Source organism: Rhizobium sp. LARHSG275, from assembly GCF_052871115.1.
Genome location: NZ_JBIXJN010000008.1, coordinates 144043 through 159768, shown reverse-complemented (window position 1 = coordinate 159768; position 15726 = coordinate 144043). Strand labels below are relative to the sequence as shown.

The following is a 15726-nucleotide window of genomic DNA, read 5'->3' as shown; positions in this document are numbered from 1 at the left end:
CAATACGAAAATCTCTCGGGAAAGAGGGATGAAGACGACCGGATGCTTGCGAAGTGCAGGAGACTTGTTTCATAAAGCTCATGCATCGACAGCGTCGATAAAGTCGGTTTCGCGCCCGACGGCGAACCCTTCGTCCGCGAGACCATTGTGAATGCTTCTTGGATAGACAATGCGTCAGCCCGCAACGACCATCGATCTCCGGCGTGATCTCGTCGGCCTCCTACCCCGCCTTCGCCGCTTCGCGATCACGCTCGCGGGTGAGGTTGCCGTGGCCGATGAACTTGTTCAGGCTGTCTGTCAGCGCGCCATTTCCAAAGGTCATCAATGGAGCGGCGAAGGCCGGCTGGAAAGCTGGATTTACACGCTTGCCCGCCAGCAATGGACTGACGACATCCGCAAGCGCAAGCCGAAGGCTTCCGTCCGCGGCAACGTCACCGATATTCGCGAGGCCGCGCGCGAACGCTCGGCTGCGGTCGATCCCGACACCATCCATCACATGATTTCCGATATGCCGGATGGCGTTTCCAGCATGTTCCTGCTCGTCGACGTCGAAGGCCACAGCTATCAGCAGGCGGCCGACATCATGGGCATTCCGTTGACAAACGTCGTCTCTCAGCTCGCCACCGCGAGGCTGCATTTCGCCGGGCTCGCCGGCACTCACCCGATCCACAGGTACTGAATTTGCTCGATTTTAGGAAATTGCCGCTCGAAGCCCAGCTCACCGCCCTTCTCGACGGCGAAGTCTCGCCCGAACAGCGGCACGAACTGGAACAGCGTCTGGCAAGTGACGAGAATGCGCGCCGGCTGCATGAGAAGCTGCGTCACGGCGCCGATTTTGGCCGCCGCCGCCTCGACGATATCCTCAAGGAGCCGGTGCCGCTCGCCCTCGTCCGCTCCATCAAGAGCACGCAGCCGCCAAAAACGCCGATCGCCCAGCGCGCCACGCGTCCGCAGGTGAAACTGGCGCCGAGCGGCCCGCAGGCGCTGGCCGCCGCTCTCATCCTCTTCGTCGTCGGTTGCGGCATCGGCTATTTCGTCGGCGCAGCCCCCGATGCCGACGAGATCGCCACCATGGCCACCACCACCAATACGGCACCGACCAATACCAACGACTGGCTGGGCGACGTCACCGCCTATCAGCGCCTGCTGATCCGCCAGCCCCGCCATCTCGTCGAAGTGCCTGCCTCGCAGGCCGAGGAAATCTCCAGCTGGCTGACGACCGCGATCGGCGTGCCCTTCCGTGTGCCTGATCTCAGCGCCGAAGCCTGGACCTTCCAGGGCGCGCGCGTCATCCTCGGCGACAGCCGCCCTGTCGGGCAGCTCGTTTATTCCAACGCCGACGGCGACGTTATCTCCATCTGTTTCCGCAAGGACGCGCAGCCGCCCGAGACCGACGACTTCAAAGAAACGATCAAGGACGAGATCGGCCTCGTGACCTGGCACAATGCCGGCACCTCGTATGTGCTTGCCGGCCCCTCCGCCGAGGCAACCCTCGGACACCTCGCCATGGAGATCGCCACCGCGATCTGATTGCCTCGGCCTCGAGCCGGTGCTGCTGGCGCTCTGCCAACGGGGCCAGCGCCATGCCGAGGCGCGCAACGAAGCCGGCGATATCGCCGACTGCATCGTCAGGCCGCGCCGCGCGACGGCGCAGCGCATCTTTTCAGACGCGGATAGGACGCTGTAACACTTTGAATTGCTGCGGTCGCGGCCTGAGTCCTTTTAAGATCAGGCCTTGCCGGCCTTCACGTCGAGCACGCGGTTGGCGGCCGAGACGATCGCTTCCAGCGATGCCGCGACGATGTTGGTATTGATGCCGGCGCCGAAGAGTTTGCCGCCGGGATAGGAGGTCTCGACATAGGAGATCGCCGCCGCGTTCGAGCCATGCTGGAGCGAATGCTCGGAATAGTCCTCGACCGACATCTCAATGCCGAGATAATGCGACAGCGCATTGATGAAGCCGTCGATCGGACCGTTACCGCGCCCTTCGATGCGCTTGATCTCCCCATTGTCGGTAATCTCGGCTGCGACGATCCGCTGACCTTTGTGCTCGGTGTCGGGATAGGTGTGATGGTCGACGAAGCGCAGGCGCCCTTCCGGCTGCGTCACGTAGCGCTCGATGAAGCGGTCGTAGATGCGCCGGGACGGAAGCTCCTTGCCCTCTACGTCGGTGATGCGCTGGATATCCTCGCGGTATTCCACCTGCAGGTTACGCGGCAGGTTCAGCCCGTAATCCTGCTGCAGGATATAGGCGATGCCGCCCTTGCCGGACTGAGAGTTGATGCGGATGATCGCCTCGTAGGAACGACCGACATCGCGCGGATCGATCGGCAGGTACGGGACCTCCCACACGGGATGATTGGCGACCTGTGCTGCCTTCATACCCTTGTTGATCGCATCCTGATGCGAGCCGGAGAAGGCCGTATAGACCAGTTCGCCGACGTAGGGATGACGCTCGCCGATCGCCATCTGGTTCGAATATTCGAACACTTCCTTGATGCGCTCGATATTCGAGCAGTCGATCTCGGGATCGACGCCTTGCGTGAACATGTTCAGCGCCATCGTCACCATGTCGACATTGCCGGTGCGCTCGCCATTGCCGAACAGCGTGCCTTCGACGCGGTCGGCACCTGCCAGCAGAGCCAATTCGGCAGCGGCAATGCCGGTGCCGCGGTCGTTATGCGGATGCAGCGAAACGATCAGGTTCTCGCGATTGTCGAGGTTGCGACACATCCATTCGATCTGGTCGGCGTAGACGTTCGGCGTCGCCATCTCGACGGTAGATGGCAGGTTGATGATCAGCTTGTTATCGGGCGTCGGCTTGACGACCTCGATGACGGCGTTGCAGATCTCCAGCGCCACATCGAGTTCCGTACCGGTAAAGCTCTCCGGCGAATATTCGAAACGGTAACCGCCGCCGGCCTTCGCGGCCATATCGGTGATCATCTTGGCCGCATCGACGGCGATCTGCTTGATGCCCTGCACATCCTTGGCGAAGACGACGCGGCGCTGCAACTCGCTGGTGGAGTTGTAGAAGTGCACGATCGGCCGATTTGCGCCTTCCAGTGCTTCGAAGGTGCGGGTAATGAGTTCCGGGCGGCACTGCACCAATACCTGCAGGGAGACGTCGTCGGGCACATTGCCCTCCTCCACACACCAGCGGGCGAAGTCGAAATCGGTCTGCGAGGCCGAGGGGAAACCGATCTCGATTTCCTTGAAGCCCATCTCGATCAGCAAATGGAACATCCGCGCCTTGCGATCGTGTCCCATCGGGTCGACGAGCGCCTGGTTGCCGTCGCGCAGGTCGACCGAGCACCAGACCGGTGCCTTGGTAATGGTCTTCGTCGGCCATGTGCGATCGGGAATGTTCACCTGCGGATAGGCCCGGTATTTCACCGCGGCGTCAGGCATGCCTTTTGCGGAGCTCGTTCCGCTCTTGGAGGCCATCTTATTTTCGGAGGATTGCGTCTTTGCGTCCATCGTATCGTCTCCTCGTCCCGGCATTTGCCCGCTCTTAGCCGATCAGGTCGGGCTTGGCGATAAACAAATGCGGACCTCGTCGGTCGTTAGGTCAATTTTGAAAATGAGTCGCGAGGAGCGATGGCCGGGCGGGCTTTCGGCCGCCGGGCGCTCCTCAAAGGACCCGGCAACCGCGTGTAAGGCCGAGGAGAAGAAGCGAGGTCAGGGCGCGCGAGACGTCACGCAGGGCGATGCGGCCGCGTACAATCGTCTCAGAAATTCTGGCGCCAGTGGTCTTCATGACCGCGCTTATAACCTCGGGCTGTAAGACTGGCAAGTCCTTGCCCGGCTTTTGGTCGCCGCCAACGATCGACGAACTGTCCTTATTGCCGGCGGAGCTGCTTGAAAGCGCCAGGATCCGGCATTTGGGGAGCACAACGACCTTCCGTTACCTCGACTGAGCTCGGTCTTTCCAAATCTTCACCAGCCGCGACAGCGCCAGCATCAGCCCACCCGCGATCAGGCCCCAGAAGGCGCCGGAAATGCCGCCGAAGGAAACCCCGGATGCGGTGACGAGGAAGGTGATTGCCGCCGCCTCACGGGAGGCTGGCGCCTGGAAGGCCGACATCGCCGAGGACGAAAAGGCGCCGACCAGCGCCAGCCCCGCTACCGCCTCGATCAGGATCGAAGGCGCCAGCGCGACGAAGGCCGTCACCGCGCCGGCAAGCAGCCCGAGGATGATATAACCGACGCCGGCGATCAGGGACGCCCAATAGCGCCGCTTCGGGTCGGCATGGGCATCCTGTCCGGCGCACATCGCCGCGGTGATGGCCGCCAGATTGACCGCGTGGCCGCCGAACGGCGCCGACAGCAGCGAGAAGAAGCCGGTGACGGCAAAGAGCGGACCGGGCTTCGGGTCGTAGTGGTTGACCTTCAGCACCGCGATACCCGGAATGTTCTGCGAAGCCATGGTGACGATGAAGAGCGGCAGCGCGATCGAGATGAGGCCGGCCAAATTGAACACCGGCCGGACGATTTCCGCCGTTGGCACCAGTGATTGTTCCAGCGAGCCGAGCGCACCCTCGGGGATATCGACGCCGAAGGCGAGCACCAGCGCGAAGGCTGCGAGTGCTGCCGGCACCGCCCAAAGCCGCTTGAAGGCGCCGACGACGATCCAGGCGACGACGATCGGCAGACCGAACAGCGGATTGAAGCCGATCGCCTTCACCGGTGCGAAGCAGAGGCCGATCAGCACGCCGGCAAGCATCGCATTGGCGAGTGGTGCCGGAATCGCGGCAACCGCTCGCCCGAGCGGCTTGAACAGTCCCGCAACGATAATCAGCACAGCACAGATCAGAAATGCCCCGACCGCCGCGTTGAAGCCGCCCTCGATCGCCCCGGTGCTTGCCAGCAGTGCGGCACCCGGTGTCGACCAGGCGATGCTGACCGGCAACCGGGTCACGGCACTCAACACGATCGCGCAGACGCCCATGGAAATCGACAATGCCATGAGCCCGGAAGCCGCCTGTACATCCGTGGCGCCGACCGCCTGCAACCCGTGCAGCACAACGGCGAAGGAGCTGGCGGAACCGACGAAGGCGGTCAGCAGGCCCATGAACAGGGCTTGGACGGAAAAGTCTTTGAGCATGACGGGACTCGAGCTGCGCGAATGGCGCATGGAGCATGATGGTTGTCCCAGACGCAAGTCCGGACTCTGTGCTTTCCGTTCAGACCTTGTCGATAGGAGACCATCTCCGTTCAAGCCTTATCCGAAAACAAAGCGCCCTCGCCTGCGATCGGCAGGCAAGGGCGGGTTCTCGGCAGCCTTGGCTGAGAAAACTCAGATATCGGCCTGAGACGTCACGATCCGCGAAACGAGGCCATACTCCTTCGCCTCTTCGGCCGAAAGCCAGTAGTCGCGGTCCGTATCCTTGGCGATTTTGTCGAGCGGCTGGCCGGTGGCCTCTGCCATGATCCTGTTCAGACGCTCGTTCATCTTGATGATTTCGCGCGCCTGGATTTCGATGTCGGATGCCATGCCGCGCGTGCCGCCGGAGGGCTGATGCAGCAGGAAGCGCGTGTTCGGCAGGCACAGGCGCCGCTCCTTCGGAGTGGCGACATAGATCAGCGCGCCGGCGGAGGCGACCCAACCGGTGCCGATCATCCAGACCTTCGGCTTGATGAACTTGATCATGTCATGGATGGAATCGCCGGATTCGACGTGGCCGCCGGGCGAATTGACATAGATGCGAATGTCCTCGTCGCTGGCCGCGGCCAGTGCCACGAGCTGCGAGCAGACCTTCTGCGCCAATTCCTGATTGATCGGTCCGTAGATGAAGATCGAACGCGACTTGAAAAGATTCGCCTCCGTTTCCTTGCCGAGCGGCAGTTCCTTCGTCTTGTCGTCCTGGTCTTCGTCGTTCATTCGAACCTCTTGGAGATGAATTCGGCTTCCCCGCACATAGTGCGACTCAATGCCTAAAACAATGTGTGAAAAACACAAGGCACCGAAGCGATGGAGATATCCTTAAGAAGCCGCGCGCCGTTCTGCAAGCCTTACTGAAATGTAACGGTGAAAGGCTTTGAAAAGCCTGAATCGGTTCCTACCTCAACCTCACGCAGCGATAGCTGCACCGAAAAACCATGGAGCGCTTTACGCGTCCGGTCGGATACGAGAGTGCTCCGGACCAACAGGAGGCAGAACATGTCACCCGAAGAACGCCAATTGCTGACCGCCCTCTTCGACCGTGTGCGCATCGCAGCGGCCCAGCCGCGCGACCGCGACGCTGAGGCCCTGATCGAACAGGCGACCCGCGAACAGCCGTCCGCCACCTATTATCTGGCCCAGGCCGTCATCGTTCAGGAAAAGGGACTGGAAGCGGCCGCCAATCATATCAAGGAACTCGAAGAGCATGTCCGCCAACTGGAAGCCGGCGCGAGCGAGCACCGCCAAGCCGAACAGGGCGGCGGCTTCCTGAGTTCGATCTTCGGCAACACCCAGACGCAGCAGCCGGCACCCGTCCCCTCCAATCCCGGTCCCTGGGGTCAGCAGTCCCGCGCCTATGACGATTCACGCGGCTATGACCGCGATGGCCGCCAGCCGCAGCAGCAACAGCCGACCGGCCCCTGGAGCCAGCAGGCCTATGCGCCGTCGGCCGGCGGCAGCTTCCTGCGCGGCGCGCTCGGCACGGCAGCCGGCGTTGCCGGCGGCATGCTGCTTGCCAATTCGCTGAGCGGGATCTTCGGCAATCACATGTCCTCACTCGGTTGGGGCTCGCCCTTCGGCGCCAACCCCTTTGGCAATGCCAGCGCGCCCACCGAGGAAACCGTCATCAACAATTATTACGGCAATGACGACACCCGCCAGGCCTCCGACAATGCGGCCGATAATAACGACAACGACAATGTGCAGCAGGCCGATTATGACGACGGCGACGACTACACGGACGATTCGTCCAGTGACGACGTTACGGATGTGTGAGGTTTGGCGGTTGGAGACGGGCAGCGGTTGCCGCACCGTATCCCGGCCCTTCGCTTAAGCTCAGGGCGTTCGCCGCTGCAATCGATTCGCTGGATCGATTGCTCGGGCTTTGCCCGACCGCGGCTCACCCACGGCCGCGGTAGGTGGCGACGCCCTGTTCCGGCAGCCACACGCCTTCCGGCGGCTTGCCCGTCTGCCAGAAGACATCGATCGGAATGCCGCCGCGCGGATACCAGTAGGCGCCGATCCTGAGCCACCTGGGATCGAGCAGTTCGACGATGCGCTTGGCCATGTAGACCGAGCAATCCTCGTGGAAAGCGCCGTGATTGCGGAAGGAATGCAGGAAGAGCTTCAGCGACTTCGATTCCACCAGCCATTCGCCTGGAATGTAGTCGATGACGATATGGGCGAAATCCGGCTGCCCGGTCATCGGGCAGAGCGAGGTGAATTCCGGCGCGGTGAAGCGCACGACATAATCGGTGCCGGTATGGTTGGACGGTACTTTCTCAAGCACTGCCTCTTCCGGTGATCTTGCGGTTTCGGTTTGCTGACCCAGCATCGACAGGCTGGAAACATCGGTATTCGGCATCATGCCTCCTTGACGACTTTGACGCGGATGCCGTGAGCCTTCTCGCCCTCCGGCTCCACATGAATTGCGATAGTGGCGCCCTCGTGCACCGCCCTGATGGCATCCTCAAGGCGGTCGCATATATCATGCGCCTGCCGAACGGACATCGCTCCCGGCACCACCATGTGAAAATCGATGAAGGTGACTTTACCCGCACGTCGCGTTTTCAGGTCGTGCACGCCGATTGAGCCTTCGGCGTGGGTAGCGATCGCCTGTTTGATCGCCTCCTCCTCCTGCGGCTCGACCGCCTGGTCCATCAGGCCGCCGATCGATTGCGAGATCACCTTCCACCCCTGGTAGAGGATATTGACGGCAACGAGGATGGCGAGCATCGGGTCGAAGATCGCATAGCCCGTCGCCAGCGCCAGCAGCAGGCCGACGAGCACGCCGACAGAGGTCACCACATCGGACATGATGTGCAGCCCATCCGCCGCGAGCGCCGCCGAGCGGTGCTGGCGCCCCGTCCGGATCAACAGCCGCGCCCAGATCGCATTGATGACGCCGGCCGCGAAATTGATTGTAAGGCCGAGTACCGGCGCATCGAGCATGCGTGGTTCGGCGAGGAAACCGATCGCTTCGTTGACGATCAGCAGGGCGGCGACGATGATCAGCGCGCCCTCGGTGACGGCAGACAGATATTCCGCCTTGTGATGGCCGAAGGGATGGTCGTGATCGGCCGGCTTCTGCGCGTAGCGGATGACGAAGAAGGCAATGAAGGCGGCGGCGACATTGACCGACGATTCGAGCCCGTCCGACAGCAGCGCCACCGACCCGGTGACCCACCACGCCACCATCTTCAGACCCATGACGCCGAGCGACAGCGGAATCCCCCACATCGCCAGCTTCCGAACCGTAAGATCGCCGTCGTCACTCATATCGTCCCCCTGCGGTTGCGAATGAATTGCAGCTTTTAAGCCGTTGAAACGCAAAACCGCCCACGCGAATGTCGCGCAGGCGGTTCAGTCTAGGGTGATATGGGCGATGACGGAGGATTTGTCAAAGGGGAATGACACGCCGTTCACAAGCGTTGCCGGCCTTACAGCGCCGCGCATCCTTTCGGACGCGTAAAAGACGCCGTAACACTTTGAATTAATGCTCAAATCGATTCCGCTTTAAGGGGCTATGCAGTAGCCGGAAAGCAACGCTCGTCGAGCGATCCCCGTTGCTCGGTACTGCGCCGGCTCAAGGAGCCGGGTCGGAAAGGATAGGCTGCGGCCAGCGCAAAAGAGCAGCCCGTCCTGCGGACGTCAGGGCGTAAACACCCTTTTCTATCCGCTCGAACCATCCGTAGACGTTGTCGCGCAGGATCGGGCCGGCATTGGGCACAAGCGCCTTCATATCTCGCGGCCGCTTGAGCCCTCCATCGAGTGCCGACGCACAGAGCAACGCCTGCTGGCGATAGGCGGTCATGATCGGCGCCCGCGAGCCGCCACCGACGGCGGGATCGCCACGGCGGCGCTGATGCTCCCTGACAAGGCGCGAGCGCCGCTTCGGATTGGTGCGCGGCATAGGCGAGACGGAGCTGACGATGACGCTGACCTCGCCGCCATCGGAGACGCCAAGCATGCCGATACCAAGTCGCCGGCAGAGGTCGCGGTATCGTTTGTCGGCCTCCCGCCCTCGACCTTTGGCGGAAACGCGGGCCGCGACCCAGACTTCATCACTCATCGCCGCGCGGTCAACCGCCTGGAGAAGCAGTTCAAGATTGAAGGAGAGTTTCAGTTCGCAGACCACCACGACCGGCGGCTCGGCGCCGCTCAAGCCGACGAGATCGCATCCGCCGACCTCGCCCTTCACGACATAACCAGCCGCCTCCAGGAAAGCTTTGACCGGCAGGTAGAGCGACGTCTCCATGGTAAAAACGGCGCCTCAGGCGGCGTTGAGATCGGCAATCTCGCCATATCGTGCAAGCAATCGCGGCGACGACATGTCGCCGGTTTCTTCATCGACGATCACGGCATAGGCCGCCACGCCGACGAAACGCTCAGCCATCGCCGAGGCGATCTTTTCCGCACTGACGGAGTTCGATGCCTGGCGTATTTCGCCGGGCACGAGATTGCCGCGGCTCTTGCGATAAGGGAGAACGATGAACTTTTCAGCATTGGCCACGGCGACAGGTTCCGATTGATCGTTCCTGAAATGTTCTGATTTGCCGGAAGAAGTCAAGTCGCGGCCCGACGGCCTGATGCCTGGCCCTTCCCACAATAGGAAGGGCCAGGCGAAATTGCCGTCACGCAGCCTTCGTCTTCACCCTGCGCGCCAGATGCGCCACGACATTTTCGATCATCCGCATCCCGGCATCGCCACCGAGCGTCATGATCGACTCAGGATGGAACTGCACTGCGGCAATCGGTTCCTTGGCGTGTTCGATACCCATGATCGTACCGTCGTCGCTTTCCGCCGTGATGATGAACTCGCGCGGCAGCGTCGAGGGATCGGCGAAGATCGAGTGGTAGCGGCCGACCGTCACCTCCTTGGCAAGGCCGGAAAAGACGATGCCGGGCTCCAGCACGCGGATGCGCGAGGGCTTGCCGTGCATCGGCAGCGCCAGATGGCGCAGCTCCCCGCCATAGGCTTCGGCGAGCGCCTGCAGGCCGAGGCAGACGCCGAAGATTGGCAGGTTGCGCGCCCGCGCCTTCTTAATCGTCGCCTTGCAGTCGAAATCCTTGGGCGTTCCAGGTCCTGGCGACAGCACGACGAGGTCCGGATTCAGCCGGTCGAAGATTTCCTCCGGAACGGGCGTGCGCACGGTCGAAACCGTCGCCCCCGTCTGGCGGAAATAATTGGCGAGCGTGTGGACGAAGCTGTCTTCGTGATCGACGAGCAGGATGCTGACGCCCTTGCCGACGCTCGCGACGTCGCGCTGGATCCTGCCGGAATTGCCCGTCTTGGCGTCTCGAATGGCGGAAAGCATGGCGGAGGCCTTCAGTTCTGTTTCGGCTTCTTCTTCCTCAGGAATGGAATCGTTGAGCAGCGTCGCACCAGCACGCACCTCGGCGATACCATCCTTGATGCGCACGGTGCGCAGCGTCAGGCCGGTGTTCATGTCGCCGTTGAAGCCGACCATGCCGATCGCCCCGCCATACCAGGCACGCGGGCTCTTTTCATGGCTCTCGATGAAGCGCATCGCCCAGAGCTTCGGGGCGCCGGTGACAGTGACCGCCCAGGCGTGGCTGAGGAAACCGTCGAAGGCGTCCATGTCGTCGCGCAGCCGCCCTTCGATATGGTCGACCGTGTGGATAAGGCGCGAATACATCTCGATCTGCCGGCGGCCGATGACCTTGACCGAACCAGGCTCGCAGACGCGGCTTTTGTCGTTGCGGTCGACATCAGAGCACATGGTAAGCTCGGACTCGTCCTTCTTCGAATTCAGGAGCTTCAGGATCTGCTCGCTGTCGGCGATCGGATCGTCGCCGCGCTTGATCGTGCCCGAAATCGGGCAGGTTTCGATGCGACGGCCGGAAACGCGCACGAACATTTCAGGTGAGGCGCCGACCAGATATTCCTGATGGCCGAGATTGATGAAAAAGGAATAGGGCGACGGATTGATCGCCTTCAGCCGCTTGGAAATGTCGGACGGCTTGCTGTCGCAGCGCTCCATGAATTTCTGCCCGGGCACGACTTCGAAGAGGTCGCCCTTGCGGAAACTTTCCTTCGCCTTGGTGACGAGCTCGGCATATTCGCCCGGCCGGTGATCGCTCTTCGGCGGAATGGCATCCGTGTGTTTGAAGGGCTCCGCCGCGATATCTTGGGCCTTGCCCTCGGTCGACACGCCGCCTTTTTCGAAGTCGTAACGGTCGACCCAGGCCTTGGCGGCGTAGTTGTCCACGACAAGGATCTCGTCCGGCAGATAGAGCACCATGTCGCGCTGGTCTGAGGGCCGCGTCAGCTTCAGATCGATCGCATCGAACTGGAAGGCGATGTCGTATCCGAAGGCGCCGTAGAGCCCGAGGCTCGCATCCGCCTGCGAATAGAACAGGTCGGTGACGGCGCGCAGCACGGTGAAGACCGTCGGCATCTTCGAGCGCTCTTCCTCGGTAAACACCCGGTCCGGCGTCTTGACGGTCAGGTCGAGGCGACGGGCGGAGGACACGCCGAGCACGATGTCGGACACCGTCTTCAGCCGCTCGGTCACGAAGCCGAGGATCACTTCGCCGCGTTCATTATAGGCTTCGATCCAGACGTCACGCCCGAAGGAGGAGATGCCGAGCGGCGGATCGACGACGGCAGTATCCCAGCGCGTATAGCGGCCCGGATATTCGTAGTTCGACGAAAACACCGCACCGCGGCGCTCGTCGAGCTTGTCGACATAGGAAGAGACCGCATCGCCGTAGGGGATCGCCCGCCGCTGCCGCGTGACGGATATGCCGCCCTTGGTCTCGTAGATTTCCGCACCATCATCCCGCAGGATCGTTACCATTGTTCCACTCCGTTATCGGGGCCCGGACGACAGGCGGCCATAAAACAAAAAAAGCCGCCTCGAAGTTTCGGGCGGCTCACTCGTCGTCTTTGAACACGATTGGTCGAGGCCGACTTAGCGAACCCACCACCAAACTGCAATGTTCAAGGACTTGATCATGGAGAAAATTGTTAGCCTGAGATCAGCCATTGCGCAAGAGGCGAATGCGGGAATGAAAAGGGCGGCCCGAAAGCCGCCCATCCCCAGCCCTGAAAGCGTGATCGCGATCAGAAGGTCTTGGTCAGCGACACCTTGAACGTACGACCCGGCTCCGAATACCACTCCCGCGGCTGGGACGCCGTCGCCGAGCTCAGGTTGACATCGCGCACGGCGAGCGCGTTGAAATATTCCTGATCGAAGATGTTGTAGACGCCTGCCTGCACGCGCAGGCCCGGCATTTGGTCCGGCGTCCACCAGCCGGTCAGGTCGACGATTGCGTAGCCGGGCGCATCGAAGGTTGTGTCGGCGGTGTTGGTGACGGGCGTCTTGAGATGGTCGGTGAGCATGCCGGCCGAAAGCGTAGAAGAAAGATCGAAGCCGAAAGTCTCGTTGCTCCAACCGCCGCCGACGATCGCCTTGAATGGCGCCACCGAGCGCAGGCGCTGGGCGGTATCCTCGTTCTTGCCATAGGCATAGGCAAGTGACGCATGCAGATTGATGCCGTTGTTGAACGTCTTGACGGCGCTGGCTTCAATACCGGAGATCGTGGCCGCTGACACATTCGCGTAGTTGAACGTCGTGAAGCCGGTCGCATCGATGCTCGTCACCGTCTCGATAAAGTTCTGGTAGCGGGTGTGGAAAGCCGCGACCCGACCAGTAAAATCGCCCGTGTCAAAATTGGCGCCGATTTCGACGCCGCGGCCGATTTCGGGTTCAAGATCGGGATTGCCGAGCTGGGCGTAGCGGCCCGTCGGGTTGTAGAAGCGGCTGTAGAGTTCGTCCACGGTAGGTGCGCGGAAGCCGACTGCCAGCTGCATATAGAGCTGCACGTCAGGCGTCAGGTCGTATGTCGCAAGAATCTTCGGTGACAGGCCGGCTTCCGTTCGGTCGTTCAGGTCCCCGAAACGGGTAAGCCCGGTATTGCTTGCGAAACTCCCGCCGGTTGAGGGATTGTAGTTGAACCAGTCAAAGCGGAAGCCGGGTGTCAGCACGAAGCCGGTATTGCCGATTTCGATCTTGTCTTCGAAGCTCAGCCCAAGGTTCTGGCTGTCGATATCGGGCACTTCCGCCTGGTTGTTCAGCGAGGGGCAGGTCGTCGGTGTGGGGCAAAGTGCCCAGCTATACTGGCTCCAGCTGGAAACGCCGACATCGAGGCCAACGCGAACGGAGTGGCTGAGACCGGAATATTCGAAATCCTTCGTCGCCGTGCCGCTGAAGCCCCAGGTTTCGTTTTCGATCTCGTTGTTACGGCCATAAGCCACATTCGCTGCCGTACGGCCCTTGCTGCCGGATTCCTTCTTCAAATCCAGCCAATAGAGCGTGGCTCGCGCACTGCTGAAGAATGCGTCGGAAGACTGGGCCTCATAATCATAATCGAGCGATACGCGATCGCGGTCACGCAGTTCGCGACCGTCGTAGTTGCCGATCATATAGGTGCGTCCGGTGCCTTGCTGTTCACGCAGGTCGGTCTGCAGGTCGCGACGGAAACGCTCGGCCGTCAGGCCGATGCGGTGCCCGCCTTCCAGCTCCTGACGCAGTTTGAAGAGCAGATTGTGTTGATCGAAATCAGCCGGATCTGCCTCGGTGCGGAAACGACCGTAGCTGTCATTGTCGCCCATGTTGTCGCGTTCATGGCCCTTGCGGTAACCGCCCTGAAACAAGATCGACGTGCCGCCGATCTTCTTGGCTGCGGCGGCCGAGCCGGAAATGCTGCGGTCTTCGCTGTCATAGGTCGACTTGACGATCGCGCCCCAGTCGCGGCCTTCAGGGATAAGATCCTCCGGCTCCAGCGTATTGAGGACGATGGCGCCGCCGAGCATGCCGGAACCGCCGTTGCTCGAATCTGCCCCGCGCACGATATCGAGCGAGGACAGCGAATCGAAATCGAAGGTGTCGCCGCCGCCGTTGGCGTTGCTGAGGGCGAAAGCACCCTGGCGCGCGCTGTTCGAAATATAAGGGATCGGAATGCCATCAATGGTAGTCAGGATGCGCGCGCCGGAAAGGCCGCGCAGGTTGAAGCCTGCGTCACCACGCGAATAATTTACGCCTGCATCGACGCTGCGGCCGATATCGTCAAAATTGGTGACCTGCTTTTCTTCCAGCTGCTTGGCGGTGATCTCGGTCGCCAGCGGCGTGTCGGCGACGCTGCCCGGCGCCACGCGTTTGCCCTTGACGACGATCTTCTCCAGGACGGTGCTGTCATCCGTCGCGGCTTGCGGCGTGGCTGCCGGAGCGCTTTGCGCAAAAGACTGCGAAACAGGAAGAACAACTGTGGCTGCCGTGCAGACCAATAGAACCGAGCGCCAATGCCGGACGATCATAACCTATCCTCTAATGATGATTACCGGGCTGGCTGGTCGTGGCGTGTCGCACGCTCGAGGGGCTGGCTAGGCTTTTGCGGATGAAGGCGGAGCAGAATTCCGCCTTCTTTTCGCCGCTTAAAAAACATGAGTAATATTGTCAACATAAGTTGACCGCCTTATGTTGAATTATCAATCAAGTTTTAGCGATCTTCAAGGACGTTGCACAATTGCAACGAAAAACGCCCTCATGCGTTGTCTTTGGCCACGGACACGAGGAATCGGACGCGTTGAGAAAACATTCGATATTAGCGATCCTCTTCGCCGCTAGCGCCTTTCTTGCCGGCGCCCGCCTGCCCCCGCAAGGCCCGATGCCCGAACCTCGGCCAGATGCCGGACAGGCGACCAACCCCACTTCCCCATCCTCGGAAAAGGCGGAACCGCCCGCGCCCGAAGAGGTCCCGGCCCCTCAGCCGAAACCCGATCTAAAGGATCCGGAGGCACCGGTGCCGAGCCAGCCGCCAGCGCCGCAGGCCGCACCGTCAAAGCCCGGGCCGACAGTGCAGATGCAAGGTCCGCCACGACCGCCCGGCAGCCCTGAAGAAGGTAAGCCGCCCGGCGAGCAGACACTGGAAGAGCAACACCTGACGATAGAACCCGAAAGCGATGCCGAGCACGCCGAATGCACGGCTGCGCTTCAGGCCCTGGGTGTCGTCTTCAAGGACGCGCCGCGCATCGATGACGGCAATGGCTGCGGCATCGACAAGCCGATCATCGTCTCCGAAGCCCTGCCCGGCATCAAGCTGAAGCCGGAGGCGACGATCCGCTGTCCGGCAGCGCTTGCCCTTGCCCGCTGGATGAAAGACAGCGTCATCCCGGCGGCCTCCGCCGCCCTGCCGGAGCAGGGCCGCATCACCACCGTAAACCAGGCAACGGCCTATATGTGCCGCCTGCGCAACGGCGCTGGAACCGGCAAGATCTCCGAACATGCCCGCGGCAACGCCATCGACATTGCGAGCTTCCATTTCGAAAAGGGCGAGGATGTTGCCGTCCGCTCCCGCCGCGAGGATCCGACGCTGACCGGCGCCTTCCAGCGCACCGTCAGCGCCGCCGGCTGCCTCTATTTCACCACCGTCCTCGACCCCGAAAGCGACGCCGCCCATGAGACGCATTTCCATCTCGACATGATCGAGAGGAAGGGCGGCTATCGCTACTGTCACTAATCATCCCGGTAGGACGT

General features: G+C 61.7%; 13 protein-coding genes and 1 pseudogene. 5 read left to right on the top strand and 9 right to left on the bottom strand.

Annotation, left to right across the window (positions count from 1 at the left end; genetic code table 11):
• Positions 1-169: 169 nt before the first annotated feature.
• From ACIPSK_RS12855 to ACIPSK_RS12845, 3 genes and pseudogenes are all read left to right on the top strand, one after another.
• Complete coding sequence (locus tag ACIPSK_RS12855) at positions 170-679, top strand: RNA polymerase sigma factor (protein WP_017965361.1); 510 nt, start codon at positions 170-172, stop codon at positions 677-679.
• A 2-nt stretch (positions 680-681) separates the two neighbouring features.
• Entirely contained in the window at positions 682-1530 is an 849-nt protein-coding gene (locus ACIPSK_RS12850) for an anti-sigma factor family protein (protein ID WP_017965362.1), read from the top strand.
• 4 nt (positions 1531-1534) lie between these two features.
• Positions 1535-1687: pseudogene (locus ACIPSK_RS12845) on the top strand (winged helix-turn-helix transcriptional regulator); the annotation flags it as partial.
• A gap of 41 nt (positions 1688-1728) precedes the next feature.
• Here the strand turns inward: ACIPSK_RS12845 and leuA are convergent.
• The 3 genes from leuA to ACIPSK_RS12830 form a co-directional block, all read right to left on the bottom strand.
• Positions 1729-3480, bottom strand: a complete 1752-nt coding sequence (gene leuA, locus ACIPSK_RS12840; protein ID WP_017965364.1) for a 2-isopropylmalate synthase — start codon at positions 3478-3480, stop codon at positions 1729-1731.
• Positions 3481-3907: 427 nt separating this feature from the next.
• Complete coding sequence (locus ACIPSK_RS12835) at positions 3908-5137, bottom strand: benzoate/H(+) symporter BenE family transporter (protein ID WP_017965366.1); 1230 nt, start codon at positions 5135-5137, stop codon at positions 3908-3910.
• Between the two features lie 162 nt (positions 5138-5299).
• Positions 5300-5884, bottom strand: coding sequence for an ATP-dependent Clp protease proteolytic subunit (locus ACIPSK_RS12830; protein WP_017965367.1), 585 nt, complete (start codon positions 5882-5884; stop codon positions 5300-5302).
• 279 nt (positions 5885-6163) lie between these two features.
• On the opposite strand from ACIPSK_RS12830, the gene ACIPSK_RS12825 reads away from it, so the two are divergent.
• Complete coding sequence (locus tag ACIPSK_RS12825; protein ID WP_017965368.1) at positions 6164-6940, top strand: DUF2076 domain-containing protein; 777 nt, start codon at positions 6164-6166, stop codon at positions 6938-6940.
• 124 nt (positions 6941-7064) lie between these two features.
• Here the strand turns inward: ACIPSK_RS12825 and queF are convergent, their stop codons facing one another.
• From queF to ACIPSK_RS12795, 6 genes are all read right to left on the bottom strand, one after another.
• Entirely contained in the window at positions 7065-7529 is a 465-nt protein-coding gene (queF, locus tag ACIPSK_RS12820) for a preQ(1) synthase (protein WP_026154258.1), read from the bottom strand.
• The gene (gene emfA / locus ACIPSK_RS12815) at positions 7529-8443 is read right to left on the bottom strand and encodes a CDF family cation efflux transporter EmfA (RefSeq protein ID WP_017965370.1); all 915 of its coding nucleotides are present in this window, start codon (positions 8441-8443) and stop codon (positions 7529-7531) included. Before emfA ends, queF begins: the two co-directional genes overlap by 1 nt.
• A gap of 307 nt (positions 8444-8750) precedes the next feature.
• Positions 8751-9422 carry a DUF2161 domain-containing phosphodiesterase gene (locus ACIPSK_RS12810; protein ID WP_017965371.1) on the bottom strand — a complete coding sequence of 224 codons (672 nt, stop codon included), beginning with the start codon at positions 9420-9422 and terminating at the stop codon, positions 8751-8753.
• Between the two features lie 15 nt (positions 9423-9437).
• The gene (locus tag ACIPSK_RS12805) at positions 9438-9677 is read right to left on the bottom strand and encodes a hypothetical protein (protein ID WP_026154259.1); all 240 of its coding nucleotides are present in this window, start codon (positions 9675-9677) and stop codon (positions 9438-9440) included.
• A gap of 121 nt (positions 9678-9798) precedes the next feature.
• Positions 9799-11988 (bottom strand): anthranilate synthase, encoded by a 2190-nt coding sequence (locus ACIPSK_RS12800; RefSeq protein WP_017965373.1) that lies wholly within the window; start codon positions 11986-11988, stop codon positions 9799-9801.
• Positions 11989-12254: 266 nt separating this feature from the next.
• A complete protein-coding gene (locus tag ACIPSK_RS12795) occupies positions 12255-14507 on the bottom strand; it encodes a TonB-dependent hemoglobin/transferrin/lactoferrin family receptor (RefSeq protein WP_162116500.1) in 2253 nt (750 codons plus the stop codon).
• A gap of 209 nt (positions 14508-14716) precedes the next feature.
• Between ACIPSK_RS12795 and ACIPSK_RS12790 the strand changes: the two genes are divergently transcribed.
• The gene (locus ACIPSK_RS12790; protein WP_017965375.1) at positions 14717-15709 is read left to right on the top strand and encodes an extensin-like domain-containing protein; all 993 of its coding nucleotides are present in this window, start codon (positions 14717-14719) and stop codon (positions 15707-15709) included.
• Positions 15710-15726 lie beyond the last annotated feature (17 nt).

What these genes read in the sequence shown, in the direction of transcription:
- ACIPSK_RS12795 (WP_162116500.1), bottom strand. Translation starts at nt 14,507, where the DNA reads ATGATCGTCCGGCATTGGCGCTCGGTTCTATTGGTCTGCACGGCAGCC.
- ACIPSK_RS12855 (WP_017965361.1), top strand. Translation starts at nt 170, where the DNA reads ATGCGTCAGCCCGCAACGACCATCGATCTCCGGCGTGATCTCGTCGGC.
- ACIPSK_RS12810 (WP_017965371.1), bottom strand. Translation starts at nt 9,422, where the DNA reads ATGGAGACGTCGCTCTACCTGCCGGTCAAAGCTTTCCTGGAGGCGGCT.
- ACIPSK_RS12825 (WP_017965368.1), top strand. Translation starts at nt 6,164, where the DNA reads ATGTCACCCGAAGAACGCCAATTGCTGACCGCCCTCTTCGACCGTGTG.
- ACIPSK_RS12835 (WP_017965366.1), bottom strand. Translation starts at nt 5,137, where the DNA reads ATGCGCCATTCGCGCAGCTCGAGTCCCGTCATGCTCAAAGACTTTTCC.
- queF (WP_026154258.1), bottom strand. Translation starts at nt 7,529, where the DNA reads ATGCCGAATACCGATGTTTCCAGCCTGTCGATGCTGGGTCAGCAAACC.
- leuA (WP_017965364.1), bottom strand. Translation starts at nt 3,480, where the DNA reads ATGGACGCAAAGACGCAATCCTCCGAAAATAAGATGGCCTCCAAGAGC.
- ACIPSK_RS12830 (WP_017965367.1), bottom strand. Translation starts at nt 5,884, where the DNA reads ATGAACGACGAAGACCAGGACGACAAGACGAAGGAACTGCCGCTCGGC.
- emfA (WP_017965370.1), bottom strand. Translation starts at nt 8,443, where the DNA reads ATGAGTGACGACGGCGATCTTACGGTTCGGAAGCTGGCGATGTGGGGG.
- ACIPSK_RS12800 (WP_017965373.1), bottom strand. Translation starts at nt 11,988, where the DNA reads ATGGTAACGATCCTGCGGGATGATGGTGCGGAAATCTACGAGACCAAG.